Source organism: Bradyrhizobium jicamae, from assembly GCF_001440395.1.
GTDB lineage: Bacteria > Pseudomonadota > Alphaproteobacteria > Rhizobiales > Xanthobacteraceae > Bradyrhizobium > Bradyrhizobium jicamae.
The window spans coordinates 71,735-96,000 of record NZ_LLXZ01000194.1 but is presented as its reverse complement, the minus strand read 5'-3'; the positions used below and the strand labels follow the sequence as shown (position 1 = coordinate 96,000).

The 24,266-nt window shown below is 63.7% G+C and carries 17 protein-coding genes; 7 read left to right on the top strand and 10 right to left on the bottom strand.

All coding sequences use genetic code 11. The annotated features are described in order from the left end of the window. Positions 1 to 18 precede the first annotated feature (18 nt). The 4 genes from CQ12_RS33585 to CQ12_RS33570 all read left to right on the top strand — a co-directional run bounded on the left by CQ12_RS33585 (position 19) and on the right by CQ12_RS33570 (position 4,035). Positions 19 to 399, top strand: a complete 381-nt coding sequence (locus CQ12_RS33585) for a VOC family protein (RefSeq protein WP_057839568.1) — start codon at positions 19 to 21, stop codon at positions 397 to 399. Between the two features lie 145 nt (positions 400 to 544). Then, entirely contained in the window at positions 545 to 1,876 is a 1,332-nt protein-coding gene (locus CQ12_RS33580) for an amidohydrolase (protein ID WP_057839567.1), read from the top strand. Between the two features lie 151 nt (positions 1,877 to 2,027). Then, the gene (locus tag CQ12_RS33575) at positions 2,028 to 3,302 is read left to right on the top strand and encodes an acyl-CoA dehydrogenase family protein (protein ID WP_057839566.1); all 1,275 of its coding nucleotides are present in this window, start codon (positions 2,028 to 2,030) and stop codon (positions 3,300 to 3,302) included. Positions 3,303 to 3,414: 112 nt separating this feature from the next. Then, complete coding sequence (locus tag CQ12_RS33570; protein ID WP_057839565.1) at positions 3,415 to 4,035, top strand: flavin reductase family protein; 621 nt, start codon at positions 3,415 to 3,417, stop codon at positions 4,033 to 4,035. Positions 4,036 to 4,134: 99 nt separating this feature from the next. Here CQ12_RS33570 and CQ12_RS33565 read toward each other — a convergent pair whose 3' ends face one another. After that, a complete protein-coding gene (locus tag CQ12_RS33565) occupies positions 4,135 to 4,890 on the bottom strand; it encodes an alpha/beta fold hydrolase (protein ID WP_057839564.1) in 756 nt (251 codons plus the stop codon). 15 nt (positions 4,891 to 4,905) lie between these two features. Next, positions 4,906 to 5,799, bottom strand: coding sequence for a glutathione-dependent disulfide-bond oxidoreductase (yghU, locus tag CQ12_RS33560; RefSeq protein WP_057839563.1), 894 nt, complete (start codon positions 5,797 to 5,799; stop codon positions 4,906 to 4,908). A gap of 221 nt (positions 5,800 to 6,020) precedes the next feature. Between yghU and CQ12_RS33555 the strand changes: the two genes are divergently transcribed. Continuing rightward, positions 6,021 to 7,172 carry an aminotransferase class V-fold PLP-dependent enzyme gene (locus CQ12_RS33555; protein WP_057839562.1) on the top strand — a complete coding sequence of 384 codons (1,152 nt, stop codon included), beginning with the start codon at positions 6,021 to 6,023 and terminating at the stop codon, positions 7,170 to 7,172. Between the two features lie 193 nt (positions 7,173 to 7,365). Here CQ12_RS33555 and CQ12_RS33550 read toward each other — a convergent pair whose 3' ends face one another. Further along, positions 7,366 to 9,024, bottom strand: coding sequence for a flavin-containing monooxygenase (locus CQ12_RS33550; protein WP_057839561.1), 1,659 nt, complete (start codon positions 9,022 to 9,024; stop codon positions 7,366 to 7,368). Positions 9,025 to 9,246: 222 nt separating this feature from the next. Here CQ12_RS33550 and CQ12_RS33545 point away from each other — a divergent pair, with 222 nt between their 5' ends. Together CQ12_RS33545 and CQ12_RS33540 are read left to right on the top strand one after the other, a co-directional pair. Next, positions 9,247 to 10,380, top strand: coding sequence for a nitronate monooxygenase (locus tag CQ12_RS33545; protein ID WP_057839560.1), 1,134 nt, complete (start codon positions 9,247 to 9,249; stop codon positions 10,378 to 10,380). A 143-nt stretch (positions 10,381 to 10,523) separates the two neighbouring features. Further along, positions 10,524 to 12,044: an acetyl-CoA acetyltransferase gene (locus CQ12_RS33540; RefSeq protein WP_057839559.1), complete on the top strand. Its 1,521-nt coding sequence runs from the start codon at positions 10,524 to 10,526 to the stop codon at positions 12,042 to 12,044. 150 nt (positions 12,045 to 12,194) lie between these two features. Here CQ12_RS33540 and CQ12_RS33535 read toward each other — a convergent pair whose 3' ends face one another. The 7 genes from CQ12_RS33535 to CQ12_RS46950 form a co-directional block, all read right to left on the bottom strand. Then, entirely contained in the window at positions 12,195 to 13,937 is a 1,743-nt protein-coding gene (locus CQ12_RS33535) for a methyl-accepting chemotaxis protein (RefSeq protein ID WP_057839558.1), read from the bottom strand. 236 nt (positions 13,938 to 14,173) lie between these two features. Then, positions 14,174 to 15,190, bottom strand: coding sequence for a helix-turn-helix domain-containing protein (locus CQ12_RS33530; RefSeq protein ID WP_057839557.1), 1,017 nt, complete (start codon positions 15,188 to 15,190; stop codon positions 14,174 to 14,176). Positions 15,191 to 15,594: 404 nt separating this feature from the next. After that, entirely contained in the window at positions 15,595 to 17,295 is a 1,701-nt protein-coding gene (locus CQ12_RS33525) for a methyl-accepting chemotaxis protein (protein ID WP_430642290.1), read from the bottom strand. 139 nt (positions 17,296 to 17,434) lie between these two features. Further along, the gene (locus CQ12_RS33520) at positions 17,435 to 19,141 is read right to left on the bottom strand and encodes a methyl-accepting chemotaxis protein (protein WP_057839555.1); all 1,707 of its coding nucleotides are present in this window, start codon (positions 19,139 to 19,141) and stop codon (positions 17,435 to 17,437) included. Positions 19,142 to 19,397: 256 nt separating this feature from the next. Beyond that, a complete protein-coding gene (locus CQ12_RS33515; protein ID WP_245310276.1) occupies positions 19,398 to 21,428 on the bottom strand; it encodes a methyl-accepting chemotaxis protein in 2,031 nt (676 codons plus the stop codon). 248 nt (positions 21,429 to 21,676) lie between these two features. Continuing rightward, positions 21,677 to 23,368: a methyl-accepting chemotaxis protein gene (locus CQ12_RS33510; RefSeq protein WP_057839554.1), complete on the bottom strand. Its 1,692-nt coding sequence runs from the start codon at positions 23,366 to 23,368 to the stop codon at positions 21,677 to 21,679. Positions 23,369 to 23,547: 179 nt separating this feature from the next. Beyond that, on the bottom strand, positions 23,548 to 24,266 hold a 719-nt coding region (locus CQ12_RS46950), incomplete at its 5' end, for a four-carbon acid sugar kinase family protein (protein ID WP_283807432.1).

Here is a 24,266-nt window from a genome sequence, read left to right as displayed (position 1 = left end):
CCGGGAGGAATATAGAATATGTTTTCGCATGTGATGATCGGCACCAACGACCTCGAAAAGGCCAAGGCGTTCTACGACGCCCTGCTCGGCACGCTCGATATCCGGCCGGCCAAGGTCGACGGCCACCGCATCTTCTACTTCACCAAAACCGGCGTGTTCTCGGTGTCGAAGCCGATCAACGGCGAGCCGGCAACGTTCGCCAACGGCGGCACCATCGGTTTTGCGGCTGCTTCCCCCGAGCAGGCTGACGCGTGGCACGCGGCCGGCATCGCCAATGGCGGAAAGACCTGCGAGAACCCGCCCGGCATTCGCGAGGGTTCTGCGGGCAAACTCTATCTCGCCTATCTGCGCGATCTCGACGGCAACAAGATCTGCGCCATGCACCGGATGCCGGCGTAGGCAGATCGTAGAATCGTAGGGTAGGCAAAGCGAAGCGTGCCCACCATTAAGCGGCTTACTGTGGACGGATGGTGGGTACGGCGCGAGTGCGCCTTTGCCCACCCTACGCACTGAGCGCTGTAACGCAATCAAGGAGCGCCAAGCCATGAATCGATTTACCATCTCATTGGCAGCGTCCGTCGCACTCCTCGCGGCAAGTCTGGCGCCGGCCCATGCAGAACTCGATGTCGCCCAACTGAAGAAGGCAATCCAGGCCTCGATCGAAAGCGACTATCCGAAGCTCGACACGCTCTACAAGGAGATCCACGCCCATCCGGAGCTTGCCTTTCAGGAAGTGAAGACCGCCGCCAGGCTCGCCGCGGAAATGCGCGCGCTCGGCTTCGAGGTCACCGAGAAGGTCGGCATGACCGGGCTGGTCGCCATCTACCGGAATGGCGACGGGCCCACCATCATGGTGCGCACCGAGCTCGATGCGCTGCCGATGGAAGAGAAGACCGGCCTCGACTATGCGAGCCGCGACAAGGCCAACTGGAACGGGCGGGAGGTGTTCGTCGCGCATAGCTGCGGCCACGACATCCACATGGCGAGCTGGGTCGGAACGGCAAAGACGCTGCTTGGCCTGAAGGATCAATGGCGCGGCACGCTGATGTTCATCGCCCAGCCGGCAGAAGAGATCGTGTCCGGCGCCCGTGCCATGCTTGCGCATGGCCTGTTCACGCGCTTTCCCAAGCCCGACGCCGCCTTTGCCCTGCATGCCGGCCCATTCTCTCACGGCACGGTCTTCTATCGTTCCGGGGTCGGCACATCAGCCGCCGACAGTCTCGAGGTGACATTCCACGGCCGCGGCGGTCACGGTTCGGCGCCGCACACGACCATCGATCCCGTTGCGATTGCGGCCCGGTTCATCGTCGACGTCCAAGGCGTGATCAGCCGAGAGAAGGATCCAACCGAATTCGGCGTCGTGACCATCGGCGCCATTCACGGCGGCACTGTTGGAAACATCATTCCCGACTCCGTGCAGCTCTCCGGCACCATCCGCTCCTACAAGCAGGAAGTTCGCGCCAAATTGCATGCTGGGATCGAACGAACGGCAAAGGCCGCCATGTCAGGTGCACCTGCGCCCACGATCAGTATCCTCGAGGGCGCCAAGCCCGTCATGAACGATCCCGATGTGGTCGCCGCCACTGCCGAGGTGTTGAAGATAGCATTCGGCGACAAGTTCAGGGTTTCGCCGCCGGGGACCGCCAGCGAGGATTTCTCCGAATTCGCCGGCGCAGGCGTGCCGTCGATGATGTTCAACATCGGCGTCTATGATCAGGAACGTATCGCTGCTGCACGCAATGGTGCCGGGGCGCCAATACCGTCAAATCATTCGCCGCTGTTCGCGCCGGTGCCGAAGCCGACCATCGAAACCGGCATCACCGCAATGACGCTCGCGGTGATCAGTGCGTTCGACCAGAAGGCGCGGCGGAAATAGGAAGCGGCGCGCCGCCGCTTCCCATGAGACGGAAAATCGTTGTCCTCCGCGCGCGCTTGTACAAGGCCCTCCCCGCCGTCTACATTGCCAGCCAACGAGCCAAGCGCACGCCCGCGGGATCAACATTCCTGCGTAAATGGGAGGAATATTCATGAAACACGCCTATATCCCGCGAACCACGACCTACAATCTCAATCCGGGCGAAGAGCTGAACGATTTGCGCATGTCGGACGAGGTCCGTCCGCTCTACGAGCACGTCAAAAAATTCATCCGCGAAACCGTCGACCCGATGTCGGTCGAGTTCATGCGGCTTGGCGAGGCCAAGAAGGACCGCTGGAGCTTTACGCCGGAACAGCTCGCAGTGCTGCAGAAGGCCAAGGACAAAGCCAAGGAGGAAGGATTGTGGAACTTCTTCCTGCCCGATGACGAGACCGGACAGGGCCTGAAAAACCTCGACTACGCCTATATCGCGGTTGAGCTGGCGAAAAATCCGCTGGCCTCGGAGACCATGAACTGCTCGGCGCCCGACACCGGCAACATGGAAGTGCTGGAGCGCGTCGGCACCAAGGCGCAGAAGGAAAAGTGGCTGAAGCCGCTGCTGGCCGGCGAGATCCGTTCGGCCTACGCGATGACCGAGCCGAACGTCGCCTCCTCCGACGCCAAGAACATCTCGACCACGGCAAAGCTCGTCGGCGACGAATGGGTCATCAACGGAGAGAAGTATTACATCTCCGGCGCCGGGGATCCGCGCTGCAAGATCATGATCGTGATGGTGAAGACCAATCCCGATGCGCCGCCGAGCAAGCAGCAGTCGCAGATCCTGGTGCCCATCGACACGCCCGGCGTCGAGATTTTGGGCCCGATGCATGTGTTCGGCCACGACCACGCGCCGCGCGGCCACATGCACCTGCGCTTCAACAATTGCCGCGTGCCGAAGGAGAACATTCTGCTCGGCGAAGGCCGCGGCTTCGAGATCTCGCAGGTGCGCCTCGGACCCGGCCGCATCCATCACTGCATGCGCACCATCGGCAAGGCGGAAAAGGCGCTCGACCTGATGGTGTCGCGCGGGCTCACCCGCGAAGCCTTCGGCAAGAAAATCGCCCATCTCGGCGGCAATTTGCAGATCATCGCGCAGGCGCGCTGCGAGATCGAGGCGATGCGGCTGATGGTGCTCAAGGCCGCCAAGGCGATGGACGTGCTCGGCAACAAGGAGGCGCGGATCTGGGTCAGCATGGTCAAGGCGATGGTGCCGGAGCGCACCTGCAAGATCATCGACCAGGCGATCCAGATGCATGGTGCCACCGGCATCTCGCAATGGAGCCCGCTCGGCGAAATGTACCAGGACGTCCGCCACCTCCGCTTCGCCGACGGCCCGGACGAAGTGCACTGGATGGTGGTCGGAAGGCATGAACTGAGCATGCCGTAACCGTAAGCTGTTGTAGGGTGGGCAAAGGCGCGCAAGCGCCGTGCCCACCACACCTTGCGCCCGCGCAAAATGGTGGGCACGCTGCGCTTTGCCCACCCTACGCGGAGCCCTCATGCAATACGATCCCGCCGACCTCAAACCACGCGAGCGCTACAAGGTGCTCACCTCTTTCGTGCTGCCGCGGCCGATCGCATGGGTGACCTCGCTCGGCCCGACCGGCGTGGTCAACGCGGCGCCGTTCAGCTTCTTCAACGTGTTCTGCGAGGATCCGCCGCTCTGCATGTTCGCCGCCAATCTGCGGCCCGATGGGCGCATCAAGGACACGGTGATCAATATCCGCCGGACCGGCGAGTTCGTCGTCAACATGACCGACGAGCCGCTGGCACAGGCGATGCATGAATCCAGCGGCGACTTCCCGCCCGATGTCGGCGAGCCGGACTATCTGAATCTGAAACTCGCGCCCTCGACGAAAATCGCCGTGCCACGGCTGGCGGATGCGCCGTTTGCGATGGAATGCAGGACGTGGAAGGAAATCGACGTCAACGGCGACCGACTGCTGGTGATGGGCGAAGGCATCCACTTCCACATCCGTGACGAATTGTGGGACCACGCCGCGATGCGCGTGCACATGGAGCGCTATCACCCGATCGGCCGCATGTTCGCGGACCGCTATTGCCGTACGGATGACCGCGTGGTGTTTCCGCCGGCGGAAGGGGCGAAGACGGCGGTTTGAGCCGTAGGGTGGGCAAAGGCGCGTTAGCGCCGTGCCCACCATTTAACGCTGCGCTCGTGATGGTGGGCACGCTTCGCTTTGCCCACCCTACGAAGCTGGCTACGACGCCGGCCTGTGCGCGCGCAGGAAGGACCGGATCTGGCGCACGGCCAGCGGCACGCGCTCTTTCGGCTCCTTCCACGGAAACAAACTCACTTCCGCGTTCGGCGCCAGCAGCGCGCTCTCCATCGCGACCGCGTAGGGATGCGCCGGGATATCGTCAGGCAGGATCAAGACCGGCGTCTGGCATTGGCGCACGAAATCGCGCGTCACCGTGAAGACGAAATCCGGATCGTTACGGTACATCCGCGTCAGGAATTTCTCCGCCTGCTCCATCGTGATATCAGGCCGGCCCGCGACGAGTTGCGGCGCCCAGCCCTTCATGTTGTTGTCGTAGAACAAATCGCGCATTTCGGGCCGCGAGCCTGAGGGCATCGCCAGCACGCCGGCGACGATGCGATCGGGCGCGCGCTTGATCAGATTCCAGATCAGGGGACCGCCGATGCAGAAACCCAGCACCATGAATTTCTCGAAGCCGAGGTGATCCATCAGCGCGAGCTGATCGTCGGTGTGGGAATCCCATGGGCGGTCGATCTCGAGCGGGCCGGAGGACTGGCCGGGCGGCGCGTTGCGCAGGTCGTAGGCGATGCAGCGGTACTCGTTCCCGAACTCCTTCATCGCGTTGAAGGGCGGATAATCGCCGGTGATGCCTGTTATGTTCGAGTTCAAGCCGCCGCCCGCGATCAGGAGCAGCGGGAAGCCGGAGCCGGCTTCCTGATAATGGATGCGGACTGGGCCCTTTTCGAAAAAGGTCATGGCGTTTCCCCCTCCTCACGCCTTCGCCGGCTCGCCGATCTTGTCCTGTGTCTTCGTGTCGAAGTCGCTGGCCTCGTGCCGCTCGTGCAACTGGCTCGCCGGATCGCCCGAGATGCGGTTGACCATGCGGCCGCGCTTCACCGCCGGGCGTTTGGCGATCGCATCGGTCCAGCGCTGAACATTCTTGTATTCGTGCACCGACAAGAATTCGCCGGCGCCATAGACCAGGCCTTTTGCCAGCGCGCCGTACCACGGCCATGTCGCCATGTCGGCGATGGTGTAGTCCTTGCCGGCGAGAAACTCGTTGTCAGCCAGGCGGCGATCGAGCACGTCGAGCTGGCGCTTCACCTCCATGGCGTAGCGATCGATGGCGTATTCGATCTTGGTCGGCGCGTAGGCGTAGAAATGGCCAAAGCCGCCGCCGAGAAACGGCGCGCTGCCCATCTGCCAGAACAACCAGGACAGGCATTCCGCCCGCGCCTCGCCGCCGGCCGGCAGGAACGCACCGAACTTTTCGGCCAGATGCATCAGGATGGCGCCGGATTCGAACACCCGGATCGGGGTCGGTCCGCTGCGATCCATCAGCGCCGGGATTTTCGAGTTCGGATTGACGGAGACAAAGCCGCTGCCGAACTGGTTGCCGTCGATCTTGATCAGCCAGGCGTCGTATTCCGCGCCGCTGTGGCCGGCGGCCAAAAGCTCCTCGAACATCACGGTGACCTTGACGCCGTTGGGCGTCGCCAGCGAATAGAGCTGGAACGGATGGCGGCCCACCGGCAGCTGCGCCTCATGCGTGGGGCCTGCGATCGGGCGGTTGATGGCGGCGAATTGGCCGCCGCTTGCCTTGTTCCAGGTCCAGACTTTTGGCGGGGTGTATTCGATGGGTTCGTTCACGGGGGCGTCGGTCATTTCTTTTTATCTCCAGAGCCACAGGGTGGGCAAAGGCGCGCTTGCGCCCACGCCTACCACGCAATTGTGCGTGTTGCATATGGTGGCCACAATCCGCTTTGCCTACCCTACAGATCTACGTGATAGGCCACGGCCGCAGATGTACTCGGAGCAATGCTCCTGTGGCTGGCGTGATCGAGATCGGCCATACTGGATGCATAGCGACAGCAGAGACCCTCCAGATGCTCCCATCACAGCGCGCCCTGTTCGAGATACCGCGCCAGATTTGCTATCTCAATGCCGCCTCTTACAGCCCGCTGCCGCTTCGAACCTTGGAGGCCGGGCGATCAGCGGTTCTTCGCAAGGGCACGCCGTGGACGCTCGAGGCCTCCTTCGCCGGCCAACAGAACGAGCGTGCGCGCCTTGCTGCCGCCCGGCTGATCAATGCCGAGGCCTCCGATATCGCGCTGATCCCCTCGATCAGTTATGGCGTTGCGACCGCCGCGAAGATACTGCCGATTGCGCGGGCCACGCGCGTGATCGTGCTGGAAAACGATCATTCCTCGCCGGTGCTCGAATGGCAGACGCGGGCCGAGGTGGATGGTTTTGCCGTCGAGACGGTCCGCCAACCTGATGATGGCGACTGGACGTCGGCGGTGCTTGCCGCGGTCGAGCGATCCGGCGCACCGCCGGTCAGCCTGGCCTCGATCTCTTCCGTGCACTGGTCGGACGGCGGGTTGATCGATGTCGAGAAGGTCGGCGCAGCACTGCGGCGACAAGGCGCTGCCTTCCTTGTCGACGCGACGCAGAGCACCGGCGTACTGATGACCGACGTGAAGCGTCTCGACCCGGATTTCGTGGTCTTCCCGACCTACAAATGGCTGCTTGGCCCCTACGGCCGCGCCTTTCTCTACGTTGCAAAACGTCATCAAGACGGAATCCCGCTTGAGCAGACCGCATCCGGCCGCCGCAACGTCCGCGCCGAGAACGAAGTCTATTTCACCGATCCCAGTTACGTCGGCGATTCCCGTCGCTACGACATGGGCGAGCGCGATTATTTCATCTCGATGGAGATGGCCTCGATCGGCATGGAGATGATGGCCGACTGGGGCGCGCCGGCCATCGAGCAACGCCTCACGATGCTGACGGAGCGGATCGCGGCGGGCGTGCGCGGCGTCGGCGTCAGCGTGCCCGAGCCTGGTCCGCGCAGCCCGCATATTTTGAGCCTCGCCTTCAAGGGCGGAATGCCGGCGGGATTGATCGAGGGCATGGCAAGCGAGGGCGTATACGTCGCACCGCGTTTGGGTCGCATGCGGGTGTCGCCGCATGTCTATAATGACGAAGCCGACGCCGACCGGTTCGTTGAGGTGTTGAGCCGGCGGCTGCGAGGCTGATCCATAGGGTGGGCAAAGGCGCACTTGCGCCGTGCCCACCACCTGCCCCGATCGTTTAAACGAATGGTGGGCACGCTGCGCTTTGCTCACCCTACAAACTCCGAGTTTGCCGTCATTGCGAGCGAAGCGAAGCAATCCATATCGACCCATAGATGGATTGCTTCGTCGCTTTCGCTCCTCGCAATGACGGTGGCTATAAGGCAGCCATCTCGCGCGGCTGCTCCGCTCGCTCCATCACAAAGCCCTCATACCCCTTTGCCGCAACATCGTTGCAGATCTGCCGGTAGGGGCCGACGCCGCCGATATAGGGCATGAAGATGCGCGGCTTGCCGGGAACGTTGGCGCCCATGTACCAGGAATTGGCCTGCGGATAGAGCGTGGTGGCAGCGACCTCGTTGACGTGGGTCACCCATTTGTCCTCCGCATCGACCCTTGCTTCGATGGTATCGAGGCCGCGGTCGCGCAAATACGCCATGCAGTCGGTGATCCAGTCGACATGCTGCTCGATCGAGACGATCATGTTCGACAGCACCGACGGGCTGCCGGGGCCGGTGACGACGAAGAGATTGGGAAAGCCTGAACTCATCAGGCCGAGATAGGTGCGTGGGCCCGCGGCCCATTTTTGATTGAGCGTCTGCCCGCCGCGGCCCCTGATGTCGATCTTCGCCACCGAGCCGGTCATGGCGTCGAAACCCGTCGCGAGCACGAGCGCATCGACCTCGTAATCCCTGCCCGCGACGCGCACCGCGTTTTCGGTGATCTCCTCGATCGGATTCGATTTGATATCGACCAGCGTCACGTTCGGGCGGTTGAAGGTCGCGAAGTAATTCGTGTCGATGCAGATGCGTTTGGAGCCGATCGGATGGTTGTTCGGCTGCAGCAACTTTGCGGTCTCTCGGTCCTTGACGATCTCCGCGATCTTGCCGCGAACGAAATCGGCGGCGGTATCGTTGGCGGCCTTGTCCAGCGCGAGGTTGTTGTAGACCGACATGAAGGTGAGCCCGCCGCGATTCCAGCGCGCCTCGTACTTCGCGCGGCGCTCGTTGCCGCCGTCGTCGAGCGCGCCGCGGTCGGGCATCTCGGTATAGATGCCGTTCTTCGCGACTTCGCGCGCAAAGCGCCTGATCTCGGGATAGTTGTCGCGGAATTTTTGTCGCTCTTCCTGCGTCAACGGCGCGTTGCGGGCGGGAATGGAAAAGTTCGCGGTACGCTGGAACACCGTGAGCTGGCTCGCCTGCTCGGCGATGACCGGCACCGACTGAATGCCCGACGAACCGGTGCCGATGACGCCGACGCGCTGGCCGGTGAAATCGACTTCCTCATGCGGCCAGTGGCCGGTGTGATAGACCTTGCCCTTGAACCGATCCAGGCCCTTGATCTCGGGCATGCGCGCGTTCGACAGGCAGCCGGTGGCGAGCACGACGAATTTTGCCGTCACCGTCCTGCCGTCGGAGGTCGAGACCGACCAGAGATTGTTGGCCTCGTCGAACGCGGCGCGCTCGACGCGGGTATTGAACTGGATGTCCCTTCGCAGATCGAAGCGGTCGGCGACGTGGTTGGCGTATTTCAGAATCTCCGGCTGCGGCGCGTAGCGCTCGCTCCAGTCCCATTCCTGCTGCAGCTCTTCCGAAAACGAATAGGAATACTGCATGCTCTCGACGTCGCAGCGCGCGCCGGGATAGCGGTTCCAGTACCAGGTGCCGCCGACGCCCGAACCCTGCTCGTAGACCCGCGCCGTCATCCCCTGCCCGCGCAACCGGTGCAGCATGTACATGCCGGCAAAGCCCGCACCGACCACGACAACGTCGTAGCTCTCGGGCGATTTGGCGGTAACGGAAGACGTAGCGGACATGAAAACTCCCTGAAAGATTATCTTGTTTGCCCGTTAGCATTCTCTCGATAGCGTCAAAGCGCAAGACGCAAATCGGCGGCATGGCATTGCATATTTTGCGCGGTGGAATGTTTGCTCCTCATGGCGAGGAGCAAGGCCGCTTGGCATGCAAGCCTCCAATGGGCTAGCGTCGCGCAGAAAGCTGAGCAGCAATCTGGAATGCTGCCGCCGGGAGGACAAGCCATGAAATCGCCGATCTGCGACATGCTGGGAATTGAGTTTCCACTGCTCGCCTTCAGCCATTGCCGCGACGTCGTCGCCGCTGTCAGCCGCGCCGGCGGCTTTGGCGTGCTGGGCGCGACGGCGCACTCGCCTGAAACCATCGAGCAGGAATTGAAATGGATTGATGATCACACCGACGGCAAGCCCTACGGGCTCGACGTGCTGATCCCCGAGAACATTTCGACCGCGGGCGAAAAGGACGTCACCTGGAAGAGCCTGGAAGCGCGGATCTCGCCGCAGCATCGCGACTTCACCCGCAACCTGCTGAAGAAATACGGCATCGAGCTAACGACCACCAACGTCGCCGACAACCAGCCGCAGCCGTTCGACGCGCAGCGCGCGCTCGAGGTACTCGATGTTTCGTTCCGTCACCCGATCAAGCTGATCGCGAACGCGCTCGGCGTGCCGCCGAAGCAGATGATCGACATGGGTCGCAAGCACGGCGTGCCGGTTGCGGCCCTCGTCGGCTCGAAGGAACACGCGCTGCGGCAAGTCGCCGCCGGCGTCGATATTCTGGTGGCGCAGGGCACCGAGGCCGGCGGCCATTGCGGCGAAGTGTCGACCATGGTGCTGGTGCCCGAAGTGATCAAGGCGATCAGGCCGGTGCGCGACGTGCCGGTGCTGGCCGCGGGTGGCATCATGACGGGACGGCAGATGGCAGCCTGCATGGCGATGGGCGCGGCCGGCGCCTGGACCGGATCGGTGTGGCTGGCGACGGTGGAATCCGAGACCACCGAAATCTTCCGCGAAAAAATGATCGCGGCCTCCTCGCGCGACGCGGTGCGCTCCAAGGGCCGCACCGGCAAGCCGGCGCGGCAATTGCGTTCGGTATGGACGGATGCGTGGGATCGCGGGCCGGACAGTCCCGGCGCGCTGCCGATGCCGCTGCAAAGCATCATCAGTCGCGACGCCTTCAACTCGATCGACCGTGCCGCCGCTGCCGGCAATACGCAGGCGCGCGATCTCGTCAGCTACTTCGTCGGCCAGGGCGTCGGCCTGATCGACAGCGTGAAATCGGCCGGCGCGGTGGTGCAGGAGTTCAAGGAAGATTTTGCCGATGCGGTGGAGCATATGAATGCGTTGATGGAGGAATGACGGCGCCTCTCCGCGTCATTGCGAGGAGCGCAAGCGACGAAGCAATCCATACTTTCTTTGCTGCGCCATGGATTGCTTCGCTTCGCTCGCAATGACGGAACAACGAACTGAGAATTGACTCACAGAAAGCAAAGCAAGAAAAAATGCCAAACTCTCCCCTTCCCGAAGACCGCATTCCCGTCATCGTCGGCGTCGGCGAAATCGTCGACCGGCCCAAGGACATCGCTGCCGGCCTTGAGCCGATGGCGCTGCTCGAACAGGCGGTGCGGCGCGCGGAAGCCGACAGTGGCGCAAAGCTGCTCGGCGATCTCGGCTCGCTCGACGTCGTCAACTTCCTGAGCTGGCGCTACCGCGATCCGGAGAAGCAGCTCGCGGCGCGGCTCGGCGCCAATCCGGCGCATTGCTATTACGGGCCGGTCGGCGGCGAGAGCCCGATCCGCTACATTCACGAAGCGGCACAGCGCATCGCGCGCGGCGAGTGCAGCGTGGCCGCGGTCTGCGGCGCGGAAGCGCAATCGACCGCGACCAAGGCGGAGCGCGGTGGCATCTCGCTGCCGTGGACGCCATTCGCCCATGACGTCGAGGAGCCGAAGCGCGGCGCGGCGTTCCAGAAACCAATGGCGGTAAAGCTCGGCGTATTCAGACCGATCACCGTCTATCCGCTCTATGAATCCGCCACCTCGGCGCATTGGGGCCAGACGCCGCGCGAGGCGCTCGCCGAATCCGGCGAACTATGGTCGACCTACGCGCGCGTCGCATCCGGGAATGAAAACTCCTGGCTGAAGAAGCGCTTTACGCCGGACGAGATCACGACGCCTTCGCCGGAGAACCGGCTGATCGCCTGGCCCTACACCAAGCTGATGGTGGCCAATCCGACCGTGAACATGGGCGGCGCGGTGCTGCTGACGTCGCTCGCCAAGGCACGCGCGGCCGGAGTATCAGAGGATCGCTTGATCTATCCGCTCGGCGGCGCTTCCGCGGAAGAGCCCCGCGATTATCTTATCCGGGATCAGTTCTATGAAAGCCATCCGCAGAACGCCGTGTTGAAGGCGGTGATGGACCTCGTCGAGGGTGACGGCAAGAAGTTCAGCGCGATCGAACTCTATAGCTGCTTCCCCTGCGTGCCCAAGATGGCGCGGCGGACGCTGGGCTTAGGTCCCGACGTGCAGCCGACGGTGACCGGCGGCCTCACCTTCTTCGGCGCGCCGCTCAACACCTATATGACGCATGCGGCGGTGGCGATGGTGCGGAGCCTGCGCAAGGGCGGCAAGCTCGGCCTGCTCTACGGCCAGGGCGGCTTTGTTACCAAGCATCACGGCCTGGTGCTGTCGCGCGAGGCGCCGAAGGCGGCGCTGAAGCAGGACACCAGCGTGCAGGCCGAGGCCGACCGTAACCGCCGCAGGGTGCCTGATTTCGTCACCGAGGCTACCGGCAAGAGCAAGGGCAAGGTCGAAGCCTTCACCGTGATCTACAAGGGCAAGGGCGACGTCGAGCATGGCGTGGTGATGCTGCGCACGGAGGGCGATGCACGGGCACTGGCTCGCATCCCGGCCAATGACGAGAAGACGCTCAAGCATTTGCTGAACATGGAGCGGACGCCGGTAGGGACGGCGGGCGACATCGTCGCGGCCGACGACGGCGTGCTGGAGTGGCGCGTGGGGTAGCGGTCGCTTTCTTCCTTCTCCCCTTGTGGGAGAAGGTGGATCGCTGACGCGTAGCGGCAGCGAGACGGATGAGGGGTCTGTCTCCGCGGAGAGAACCCCTCATAGGGAGAGAGTTCTGCTTCTTCTACCTTCTCCTGGAAACCGGCCCCGTCAGGCCGCCCGCACCGTATTCAGGAATTTGCCGACCTCCAGCTTGAGGCGATTGCTGTCCGCAGAAAGCGACTGCGCCGCCGAGAGCACTTGCGCGGAAGCAGAACCCGTCTCGCCGGCGCCGCGCTGCACGTCGGTGATGTTGGCGGAGACCTGCTGGGTGCCTTCGGCCGCCTGTTGCACGTTGCGGGAGATTTCCTGGGTGGCGGCGCCCTGCTCTTCCACCGCGGCAGCGATGGCCGAGGCGATCTCCGCCAGCCTCTCGATTGTGCCGCTGATCTCCCTGATCGCGCCGACCGACTCCTGGGTGGCGCCCTGGATGCCAGTGATCTGCTGGCCGATCTCGCCGGTCGCTTTCGCGGTCTGCTCGGCGAGCGCCTTCACTTCCGACGCCACGACCGCAAAGCCGCGGCCGGCCTCGCCGGCCCGCGCCGCCTCGATGGTGGCGTTGAGCGCCAGGAGGTTGGTTTGCCCTGCGATGGTGTTGATGAGTTCGACGACGTCGCCGATGCGGGCTGCCGCTTTCGACAATTCGCTGACGCGGTCGTTGGTGACGCGGGCCTGGTCGACGGCCTCGCCGGCCATCCGCGCCGATTCTTGCACCTGACGACTGATCTCGTTGACGGAAGACGACAGCTCTTCCGTCGCTGAAGCAACCGACTGGACATTGGTAGAAGCCTCTTCCGAAGCCGCTGCTACCGTCGTCGTCACTTCCTGAGCGCGCTCGGCCGTCGCGGTTAGCGTCTTAGCCGAAGCTTCCAGCTCGGTCGACGCCGACGAGACGGTTTCGACGATCTCGCCGACGGCTGCTTCGAAGGAATCCGCGAGCCTGACCATCTCGGCCTTGCGCTGTTGCGCTGCGATCTGGTCCTGCTTCATCTTGGCTTCTGCTTCGTCACGGGCCTTCTGCTCCGAGACGACCTTGAATTTCTCGACGGCGCCAGCGACCGCGCCGAGCTCGTCCTTGCGGCCAAGGCCCGGCAGCACCACCGCAAAATTGCCGCCGGCAAGCTCTTCCATCGACGCGCTCAAGGCGCGCATCGGCCGGGCAATGGTGAAGAAGGAGAATATGCTGGTTGCAATCAGCAGCAGGATCGTGCCGATGCCCAGGGCCAGGGCTTCCCATTCCGCCGTTGCCATTTCCCGCTCGGCCTGCGCGGCCTGCTCGTCCAGCCTGTGCTTGGCGAAATCGGCGATCTGGCTGGCAAGCGGCTCGAGCTCGGCCGCGATCGGCAATGTAACTTCCCGGGCGATGCGGATCGCCTCTTCGTTCAGCTTCGCAACTTTCGCGGCCGCCTCGGCACCACCGCCTGCCGCAGCAATCGCTTCGCTGCGAACGGCCACGATCTGCTGCGCGCCCTTCGAGTAATCCTCGGCCCGCACCTTGAGCTTCTCGATGCGGGCTTTGTTCTCGGCGAATTTCGACAGTCTGTGCATTTCGTCGGCGAATTTGTTGACCGACTGGAGGCGGACGGCGAGATATTCATTGGCCTTCTGCAAGTCTGCCGCCGTGTTGGCGAGGCGAAGATCGCGCACACCAATCTGCATGCCCCGGATCGAACCCCTTGCATCTATCGCGTCGCGCGCGATCGTCTGCTGCCCCGCCATGCGGGCGTCCAGGTCGCGCATCGCGGCGTTGGCGCGGATCTGGACAATCACCATCGTGGCGACGAGCAGCACGCCGATGGCTGAAGCGATGCCGAGCTTGGCGCCGATCGACAGGTTGAGGATGAGTCGGGACATGGCCTTGCGTCCTTCAAAGTCGGGGGAACTCGCAACACGACCGCCCGTTTCCCGCACGGCGGGATCACGGTTGAAGAAGCGCCGGGCCAAAATTGGACGAGCCGGTCGTTACGACCGAAGGGCTCCTGTGGCAGATGACCACAGAGCGGCACCCATGATGCCACGGTCCCATGCAGTGGTTAACCAGTGTCTAACGGACCGCGGATGACGGTAGTCTTACGGAATCACCGTCGTCATCATGAAGAGTGATTGGTTTGCTTGCGTGCCGCCAACAATGTCTGCTGCGGCGTTTCGCCAAACAAGTCGCGGTAGAGCGAGGTGAACTCGCCCATGTGCCAGAAGCCATTCGTAAGCGCGACCGCCTTGATCGACTGCGGCGGAGCTCCGTGCACCAGTTGTTGTCGCACATTCCACAGTCGCCGCAGCCGCATGTAGCGATGCATGCTCATGCCGCGAATGGCAACCACGGCATTATGCAGCGTCCGTACCGACACCCCGAGTTGTCGCGCCACGTCGGCGCTGTACAACGTCTTGCCGGTGCTATTGGCCACCAACTCGTCGAACTTCCGGACCAGCGCCAGGTAATGGCTCAGGCTCAACCGCTTGCCTTCGAGCGCAGGCGATGCGGCAGCCATCGCCAGATCGACCGCCTGCAGGACCGATTCTTCGACACTTTCGATCACGCTCGGCTGTGCGAAGGTATCGGGCGAATGCGAAGCGAGCGTCAGGACATCGCGAACCGTCACCCGCAGCGCCTCGCACCTGTCCGGCAACGTCGATATCAATTGAGCGCTATCGGCTTCGCCCGGCCAGCCGCGATCGTCGATGGAATCGAAATTCAGAAGCGCCACCAGATTGGCCTGCGGCTCCACGATCTCGCACGTCGCGGTGCCCTTGACGAGAAGCAGGGTGGGCGCGCGGCCTTCGACGCCGTTGACAATCAGCGAAGCCGCATCGTCCATCGTGAAGCCGATGATCGCGCCGGTCGTGGAATACCGCATCTGCAGAATTCGCGGGAACGTCTGCTGCAGATAGACCGAGCAGGATTTCAGCCTCAAGGAGGCGAACGAGGCGGCGAAGCCCCTGGTGTCGAGCGGAATGCTGCTGGCGTCGCCCAGTCCCTCGATGTTCCGGAAATGATCGACGTCCGGAGACCGGCTGATCTTTACGAACCTGGACTCACATAGTTCATCAAGCAACGACACGCAGCGCTCATCCGAGCCGTCGGTAGCGGTCGTCGAAAAAACGAGCAAGAGCGCTATCCGCAATTGAGGGGGATCGTGCGCGCATCTTGACCGTGGCGGATAGGCGCTTCGATGCGCCCTGCCACTGGATGAAGCGTCTTGAGTTCTGACCCGTCTTCATTGACGCAGAACACTTGGCATCGGATCATCTAACATCAGACTTTCACGACGCGCTTGCATCTTACCAATTTTTCCCGATTCCGGAAATTTGTTCGCCACATATGCTCCCAGTTTCGCTCAAGGCGATTGATCGGCGCGCGCCGCAATCGCAGTTTTACGATCTAGGGATGTCTCCCGCTTCTCGTGCAGCCGAAAGCAGACTGCCAGCTGCAGCGCGAGCGTCTGATTCGAATCATCGACAGTCGCGAAGCCGGCATGAGGGGCCGGCTTCAGAGCGAACAATCAGGACGGCCTCAGGCCGCCCGCACCGAGTCGAGGAACCGGCCGACCTCGAGCTTGAGGCGGTTGGAGTCGCCCGAGAGCGATTGCGCCGCCGCAAGCACCTGCGAGGACGCCGATCCGGTTTCGCTGGCGCCGCGCTGCACATCGGTAATGTTGGAGGATACCTGCTGGGTGCCCGTCGCCGCCTGCTGCACGTTGCGGGAGATTTCCTGCGTCGCGGCGCCCTGCTCTTCCACGGCGGCCGCGATCGTCGACGATATCTCGGACAGTTTCTCGATCGTGCCGCTGATCGCCTGGATGGCGTTGACGGACTCCTGGGTGGCAGCCTGGATGCCGGTGATCTGTTGCCCGATCTCGCCGGTGGCCTTCGCGGTCTGCTCGGCCAGCGCCTTGACCTCGGAGGCCACGACGGCAAAGCCGCGGCCCGCCTCGCCGGCGCGCGCCGCCTCGATGGTGGCGTTGAGCGCCAACAGGTTGGTCTGGCCTGCGATGGTATTGATCAGCTCGACGACGTCGCCGATGCGGGTTGCCGCCTTCGACAACTCGCTGACGCGTTCGTTGGTGATGCGCGCCTGGTCCACGGCATCGTTGGCCATCCGCGCCGATTCCTGCACCTGGCGGCTGATCTCGGTAACGGACGACGCCATCTCCTCGGTGGCCGACGCCACCGACTGCACGTTGGTCGAGGCTTCCTCGGAAGCCGCCGCGACGGTGGTCGCAAGCTCCTGCGCGCGTTCCGCGGTTGCCGTGAGCGTGCCCGCCGAAACCTCGAGCTGGCCGGACGCCGACGACACGGTCTCGACGATGCGGCCGACCGCAGCCTCGAAATCGTCGGCCATCTTGTTCATGTCCACCTTGCGGCTGGTTGCCGTGCGCGCCTCGGCCTCGCGCTGCTCGGCCTCCAGCGTCTTCTGGGCGACGGCGTTGCTCTTGAACACCTCCACTGCCTTGGCCATCTCGCCGATCTCGTCGCCGCGTCCGACACCGGGCACCTCGACGGCGAGGTTGCCGCTGGCGAGATCGTTCATCGCACCGGTCATCCTCTGCAGCGGGGTGGTGACGCTCCGCGCCACGAACACCGACACCACGAGTGTAAACAGCAGGATCACGCCGGCCACGATCAGGGAACGCTGGGTCGAGGCCCAGGTCTGCGCCGTCAGGTCGTCGATATACACGCCGGTGCCGACGACCCAGTTCCACGGCGCGAAGCCGACCACATAGGACAGTTTCGGTTGCGGCTTGTCGAAGCCGGGCTTGGGCCATTCATAGGGAACGAAGCCCGATCCGCCCTTTTTGACGGCATTGACGAAATCGACGAACAGCAGCTTGCCGTTGGGGTCCTTGTAGGCCGACAGATCGTTGCCGTTCATTTCCGGCTTGATCGGATGCATCACCATCTTCGGATGCATGTCGTTGATCCAGAAATAGTCGTTGCTGCCGTAGCGGAGCGCTCCGATCCGCGCCATCGCCCGCTTCTGCGCGTCGGCTTCCGAAACGCCGCCCTTCTGCACCGCGGCGTGCTCTTCCTTGATGATGCCGAGCGCGAGGTCACCGAGGTGCCGCAGCTCGATCTGTTTCTGCTGACTGAGGCTCGACGCCAGCTCCCGCGAGTCGAGGAAGGCGATGCCCAGGAGCCCGGCGAAACCGAGGCAGATGAGGGCATAGATCTTTCGGCCAACCGTCATCCTGGCCTGACTTACCATTGCAAGCATGCTCGAATCTCCACGCGACGACGAAGGTCGTCCGCCCCATTGCGCGGAATCGTATAGGTTAGCCGCTTTCCACCCGTTAATTTTGTAATCAGTAAATATACGGGGGTTCTGTTAGCCAGGGCCCGGCGCGGCCGGCGACTCAGGCCGCCCGCACCGTGTCGAGGAACTTGCCGACCTCGAGTTTGAGGCGGTTGGAGTCCGCGGACAGCGATTGCGCCGCCGACAGCACCTGCGAAGAGGCCGAGCCGGTTTCGCTGGCGCCGCGCTGCACGTCGGTGATGTTGGAGGAAACCTGCTGGGTACCGTGAGCGGCCTGTTGCACGTTGCGGGAGATTTCCTGCGTGGCGGCCCCCTGCTCTTCCACGGCTGCCGCGATGGTCGAGGCGATTTCGGACAGCCGTTCAATGGTTCCGCTGATCTCCTTGATGGCGCCGACCGACTCCTGGGTCGCAGCCTGAATGCCTGAAATCTGCTGGCCGATCTCGCCGGTCGCTTTCGCCGTCTGCTCGGCGAGCGCCTTCACCTCGGACGCCACGACCGCAAAGCCCCGGCCAGCCTCGCCCGCGCGCGCCGCCTCGATGGTGGCGTTGAGCGCCAGCAGGTTGGTCTGGCCCGCGATGGTATTGATGAGCTCGACGACGTCTCCGATGCGGGCTGCCGCTTTCGACAACTCGGCGACGCGATTGTTGGTGATGCGGGCCTGGTCGACCGCCTCGCCGGCCATCCGCGCCGATTCCTGCACCTGGCGGCTGATCTCGTTGACCGAGGAGGACAGCTCTTCAGTGGCCGACGCCACCGACTGCACGTTGGTGGAAGCTTCTTCCGAAGCCGCAGCCACCACGGTCGTCAGTTCCTGCGAGCGCTCGGCGGTCGACGTCAGCGTGCCGGCGGAGGCTTCGAGCTCGGTCGAGGCCGACGACACGGTCCTGACGATCTCGCCTACCGCCCGCTCGAAACCGTCGGCGAGTTGAAGCATGTCGGTGCGGCGCTGCGCGGCGGCGCGAACTCCCGCCTCCTTCTGCTCGTGCTCCATGCGGATCCGGGCGAGACCATTTTCCTTGAACACAAGGGCGGTCTTGGCGACGTCGCCAACCTCGTCGCCGCGCTCCGTGCCCGAAATGTTGATGTCGTACTTGCCGCCGGCAAGCTGCTGCAGCAACTCGACGACCGCCCGGATCGGCTTGGCAATGCCGTACTGACCGACCGCGAAGCCGAAGCCGAGGCCGAACACCATGCTTCCGACCGCGAGAATCATGAGGAGGCGGGACGCGGAGGCATATTCCTCCTCTGCGGCCTTGTTGTTTTCCATGACCCGCTGGTCAAGCCTGTTGGCCACCGCGCGGATAGCGACCTGCAGCGTCTCTGCCGCGGCGCGGCTCTTCATCGTCGCATCCCGCAATGCTGCAGCCGACTGCGTCACTTCGGCGGATTTGGCGTCCTCGACCGATTGAAGCGTCTGCTTCAGTTGCGCCTGATAGGCGGCAAGCGCCGATCTGACGGCCGGCAACAGCGCCTGCGTCTTCTCATCCGCGGTCTTGCTCACTTCGGCAAGACGCTCCTCGAGCTGCTTGACCTGCTCGTCAATCATCGCGCGCGCAGCCAGCCTGTTTTCGTCACGCGGATCGAGCGCGCTGCGAAACTCGCCGCGGTTGATGGCCACCACATTGTTGTTGGCGCGGGTAGCCAGCAAGGCCCGTTCCGCCGATCGCGCCATGGTATTCGACTTTTCGCTTACCGATTGCAGCGAGCTGATCCCGAGCCAGGCCATGATTCCCGTGATCAGCGACAGCACGCAAATGATTGCCAGCACTTTCGTGAGCACACGGAAATTCGACAGAAACGACATCGGGGAGACCTCATTGTCAGCCGCGTTCAAACAACGCTTCAACAAAGGGTTTAGGTTCCAGCCCTTTATCCAGTGTAAAGTTGACGCTCCGTAACTTTACGGACCTCGCCAGCGCACTTGCCGAAGCCGACGTCGGCTTTTGTTTCTGTTTGTTGCTGGTGACAAGGAAGGGCGTGAGTCAGCCGATGCTTCGACCTCGAAAACAAAAGCCCGGCCGCGAACGGCCGGGCTTTGAATTCGTCTGACGGTGGAGAAATCAGGCGGCGCGCACCGAGCCGAGAAACTTGCCGACCTCGCGCTTGAGACGGCCGGAGTCGGACGACAGCGACTGCGCCGCCGAAAGCACCTGCGATGAGGCCGAACCGGTTTCGCCGGCGCCGCGCTGCACGTCGGTGATGTTGGAGGAAACCTGCTGCGTTCCGCGCGCAGCCTGCTGCACGTTGCGGGAGATTTCCTGGGTCGCCGCGCCCTGCTCTTCCACGGCGGCGGCAATGGTCGAAGAGATCTCCGACAGCTTCTCGATGGTGGAGCTGATCGCCTGGATTGCGCCTACCGACTCTTCCGTCGCGGCCTGGATGCCCGTGATCTGCTGACCGATCTCACCGGTCGCCTTCGAGGTCTGTTCGGCCAGCGCCTTTACCTCGGAGGCCACGACGGCAAAACCGCGGCCGGCGTCGCCGGCGCGCGCCGCCTCGATGGTGGCGTTGAGCGCCAGGAGGTTGGTCTGCTCGGCGATGGTGTTGATGAGTTCGACCACGGCACCGATGCGGGCAGCGGCCTTCGACAGTTCGCTGACGCGGTTATTGGTAGTGCGGGCCTGATCGACGGCCTCATTGGCCATCCGCGCCGATTCCTGAACCTGACGGCCGATCTCGGTGATCGACGACGCCATCTCTTCGGTGGAAGAGGCCACCGACTGCACATTGGTGGAGGCTTCCTCGGACGCCGCCGCCACCATCGTGGTCAGTTCCTGGGCGCGTTCGGCGGTCGTCGTCAGCGTGCCGGCGGCGTTTTCGAGGTCGGTCGAGGCCGACGACACGGTCTCCACGATGTTGCCAATCGCGCCTTCAAAATCGTCGGCGAGCTTGATCATTTCGGCCTTGCGCCGCTGCGCCGCGACCAGGTCCTGCTGGACCTTGGCTTCGGCTTCCTCGCGCGCCTTCTGCTCGGCGTTCTCGCGGATGACGGTCACGGTCTTGGCGAGGTCGCCGATTTCGTCGCCGCGGGTCGCACCGGGAATCTCGACCTCGAGATTGCCGCCGGCCATCTCGCCCAGCGCGCCGTTCAGGCACGTCATCGGACGGGCGACGCCGAGGAAGGAGAACACCACGGAGGCGATCAGCGACGCGACGACGATGATCGCCATGATCAGGTTGATCTGGTTGGCACGCTCGGTGTCGGCCATGACCTCATCCTTCGAGGTCCTGGCATCCTTCTGCGCGCCGGCGACGGTGGCTTCCATCAGATCGGCGACATCGGCGGCGGCCTTGACGGTTCGGTTGGCGATAATGTCGTTCTTGACCTGCTCGGTCTTTACGGCTTCCTCATTGGCCGCGAGGAAGCGCTTGACGATCGAAGACAGGTTGCTGACCACGACCAGCAAGTCCCGGTCGTCGGCCTCGCCGCGCAGCTTGTTGAAGATATCCTTCAGCGAGGCCTCGGTCTTGGCCATCTCCGTGACCAGATTGGCATCACCGGTGGCGCCGAGCTTCCAGGCACCAGCCCGCAGCGCGTTCACCTTGCCATCGGCCTGGAACAGCAGGCGCTCGATCTCGAGGCGGTTGTCCAGCTTCTGCATGGCCGGCAGCTTCATCTGCGTATCGACGGCCTTGTTCCATTCCTCCGAGACCACCGAGCGCTTGTCGATCTGCGTCAGCAGCGTCGCCTGCGCCTTGGCGAGATCTTCCACGGCGGCGGTGAAGCCTTCCATCAGGGATTTCGTCTTCTGAAGCCGCTCCTTGGCGTCCGCTTGCTGGGCCATCGCCAGCGCTGCCTCCAGCTCCTTTGTCGCGCTCGCCTTGTGGCGCTGCAACTCGGCAAGGGCTTTTTCGACTTCAGCCGACCTTCTGGACAGGCGAACGTCGCCGGCAGCCAGCTGAATCTTGCGCAAGTCGATATGCGCGGCGAGCGCACTGTTCGCAACCTGCTGCGATCGGTTGGCGCGCTCACTGGCTTCCTCGATCTTCGCTTCGGTGACCATCTGGTTGGCCACCATGCCGATCGCCAGCAGGACGCCGACCGCCCCGGCCAAGCCCAGTTTGTTTCCGATGCGGTTGAGCTTGATCATGTCGACGCCCCCAAATTCTTCTGAATCAGTTTTCCCGGAGACGGAATTTGCCGTACCAGGAACCGGCAACCTTCGCGCGTGAAGCCGGGAGATGCGGGGGCCAGCGTAGCGGCGACCGGTTAATTTCCGCTTGCGGGAAACTGCGGAAAATCCAGCCTGGTTGCAGTTCGCACGACTTCGCGCTAAACGCGAAACGGCCCGACTCCCTGTCGGGGAGCCGGGCCTCATCGCCTGTTGCCGTCCAGTTGTCAGGCTGCCCGGACCGACTCCAGAAACTTGCCGACCTCGTGCCGGAGGCGGTTGCTGTCGCCCGACAGCGACTGCGCCGCCGACAGCACCTGCGACGAGGCTGCGCCGGTCTCGCTGGCGCCGCGTTGCACGTCGGTGATGTTGCTGGAAACCTGCTGGGTGCCGCGCGCGGCCTGCTGCACGTTGCGGGAGATTTCCTGGGTTGCAGCGCCCTGTTCTTCCACGGCGGCGGCAATCGCCGAAGAGATCTCCGCCAGCCGTTCGATGGTGCCGCTGATTTCCTTGATCGCGTTCACGGACTCCTGGGTCGCGCCCTGGATGCCGTTAATCTGCTGGCTGATCTCACCGGTGGCCTTTGCGGTCTGTTCGGCCAGCGCCTTGACCTCCGAGGCCACGACCGCAAAGCCGCGACCGGCATCGCCGGCGCGCGCCGCCTCGATGGTGGCGTTGAGCGCGAGCAGATTGGTCTGGCCTGCGATGGTGTTGATGAGTTCGACCACGTCGCCGATCCGGCCCGCTGCCTTGGACAATTCGCTGACGCGGTCGTTGGTGACGCGGGCCTGGCCGACGGCATCGGTCGCCATCCGCGCCGATTCCTGCACCTGGCGGCCGATCTCGGTGACCGAGGAGGAAAGCTCCTCGGTCGCTGACGCCACCGACTGCACGTTGGCAGAGGCTTCGCCGGAAGCCGAAGCGACCGTCGATGTCAGCGTCTGCGAACGCTCGGCGGTCGCCGACAGCGTGCCGGCGGACGCTTCGAGCTGCGTCGAAGCCGACGATACCGTCTGCACGATCTCGCCGATCACGCTTTCGAAATTGCGGGTAATGCCGTCGACCCGCCGGCCGCGCTCGATCTTGGCTTCGGCGTCCGCTGCGGCGGCCTGATCGGCGGCCTTCTTGGCGATCAGCGCCTGCTTGAACACCTGCAAGGTGTCGGCCATCGCACCGATTTCAGTCTTCTCGCCCTGATGCGGCACGTCGGCGCTGAGATCGCCATTGCCCAGCGCCTGCATCGGCGTGACGATGGAGGCGATACCGCTCGAGACGTCGCGGACCAGATAGGCGCTGATGGCAATTCCGGCGATGACGGCAGCGCCGAGGATCAGCGCCAGCATCATGAGCGCGGCGCCAAAGCTGTCAGCCGCCTCGCTCGCCGCCTTGTCCGCGCCGGCGTTGTTGAGGTCGATGCCCTTTTTCAGCACCGCATCGGCCTGGAGCCCGATCTTGTTGACCGTCTGGGTGTTCAGATCGTGGGCTTCAGTGGGAATCCTGCCGGCCGCCTTGCGCGACAGCTCCATCACTTCCTGGCTGCCCTTCTTGTAGCTTTCCCACAGCCTGACCCATTCATTGTACATCGCGCGCTCTTCCGGCGAGGTGATCAGTGGCTCATATGTGGCGCGAATCTTGTTGTTGCTCTCGACGACGGCAGCAAGGGTTTTTTCCTGCGCCAGCTTCTCTTCCAGCGTCTCGGACAGCATGTGCTCGCGGATCACGTTGCGATAGGTGATGACGCCGGCGCGCAGGTCGCCCAGCACGCGGACGCTCGGCAGCCAGCTCGTCGAGATGTCGACCGTGTTGGCGTTGATGGCGCGCATGTTCCGGACAGCGAGCAAGCCCATGCCCGTCATCGCGACGAGCAGGAAGGCGACCACGGCGATGATCTTGGTGCGGATCGAATAGCGGGCGAGCATGGCGGAATCTCTTGGTTTTGGGCGTGCGGGGACACGCCGGATGGAAAAGCCGAGGAGCTGGAAAAGAGGGATGCCTTGCGAGTATCAAACCCGACGCGCCCTCAGGTTGAGTTAACGCGCGTCGGTACAAATACCTACGCGACAGACCTCACCAGGAAATGAATGTCGGCTTGAGGCGCTCAGCGCATCAGCTTCAGCGCGTCGGAGAAGAACTCCGGTCCACCGAAATTGCCTGACTTCAAGGCAAGCAGCATCTCACCTTTGTCGGAGCCGACCGCGCGCAAAACCGGCACTCCTGCAGCGATTTCTTCGCCTACGAGGAAGCCGGGAAGGCCCAGGCGATCGACGACGGCGCCTGAAGTTTCACCACCGGCGACCACCAGCCGCCGCACGCCCGAGCGCACCAGACCTTCGGCGATATCGGCCATCGCCTGCTCGATGGCATGCCCGGCTGCATCGCGGCCATGCCGGGATTGCAGAGCTGAAACCTGATCCGGCGTCGAGCTGCTGGCGATCAGGATCGGGCCGTCAGTGATTCGGTCGCTCGCCCACGCCAGCGCGCGGCGAGCTTCGGCGGGGCCGGCGATGATCTGCTCGGGATCGAGATGCAAAACGGGCATCGTCTCTTCGGCAGTGGCAATCTGCGCCAGCGTCGCCTGCGAGCAGCTCCCCGCAAGGCACGCCGCCGGTCCGCCCACCGGCGCGCCCGATACCGCGCCCGCGGCAGCCGCCTTGACCTTGCCGGAGGCAACCAGCGCCCGGGCGAGGCCGAGGCCAATGCCCGATGCCCCCACCGACAGACGGTGATCCAACGCGACGGCGCCGATCGTTTCGAGATCGCGGTCAAACACGGCGTCGATGATAACAGCGCCGATGCCCTTGCCTGCGAGATCGGCGA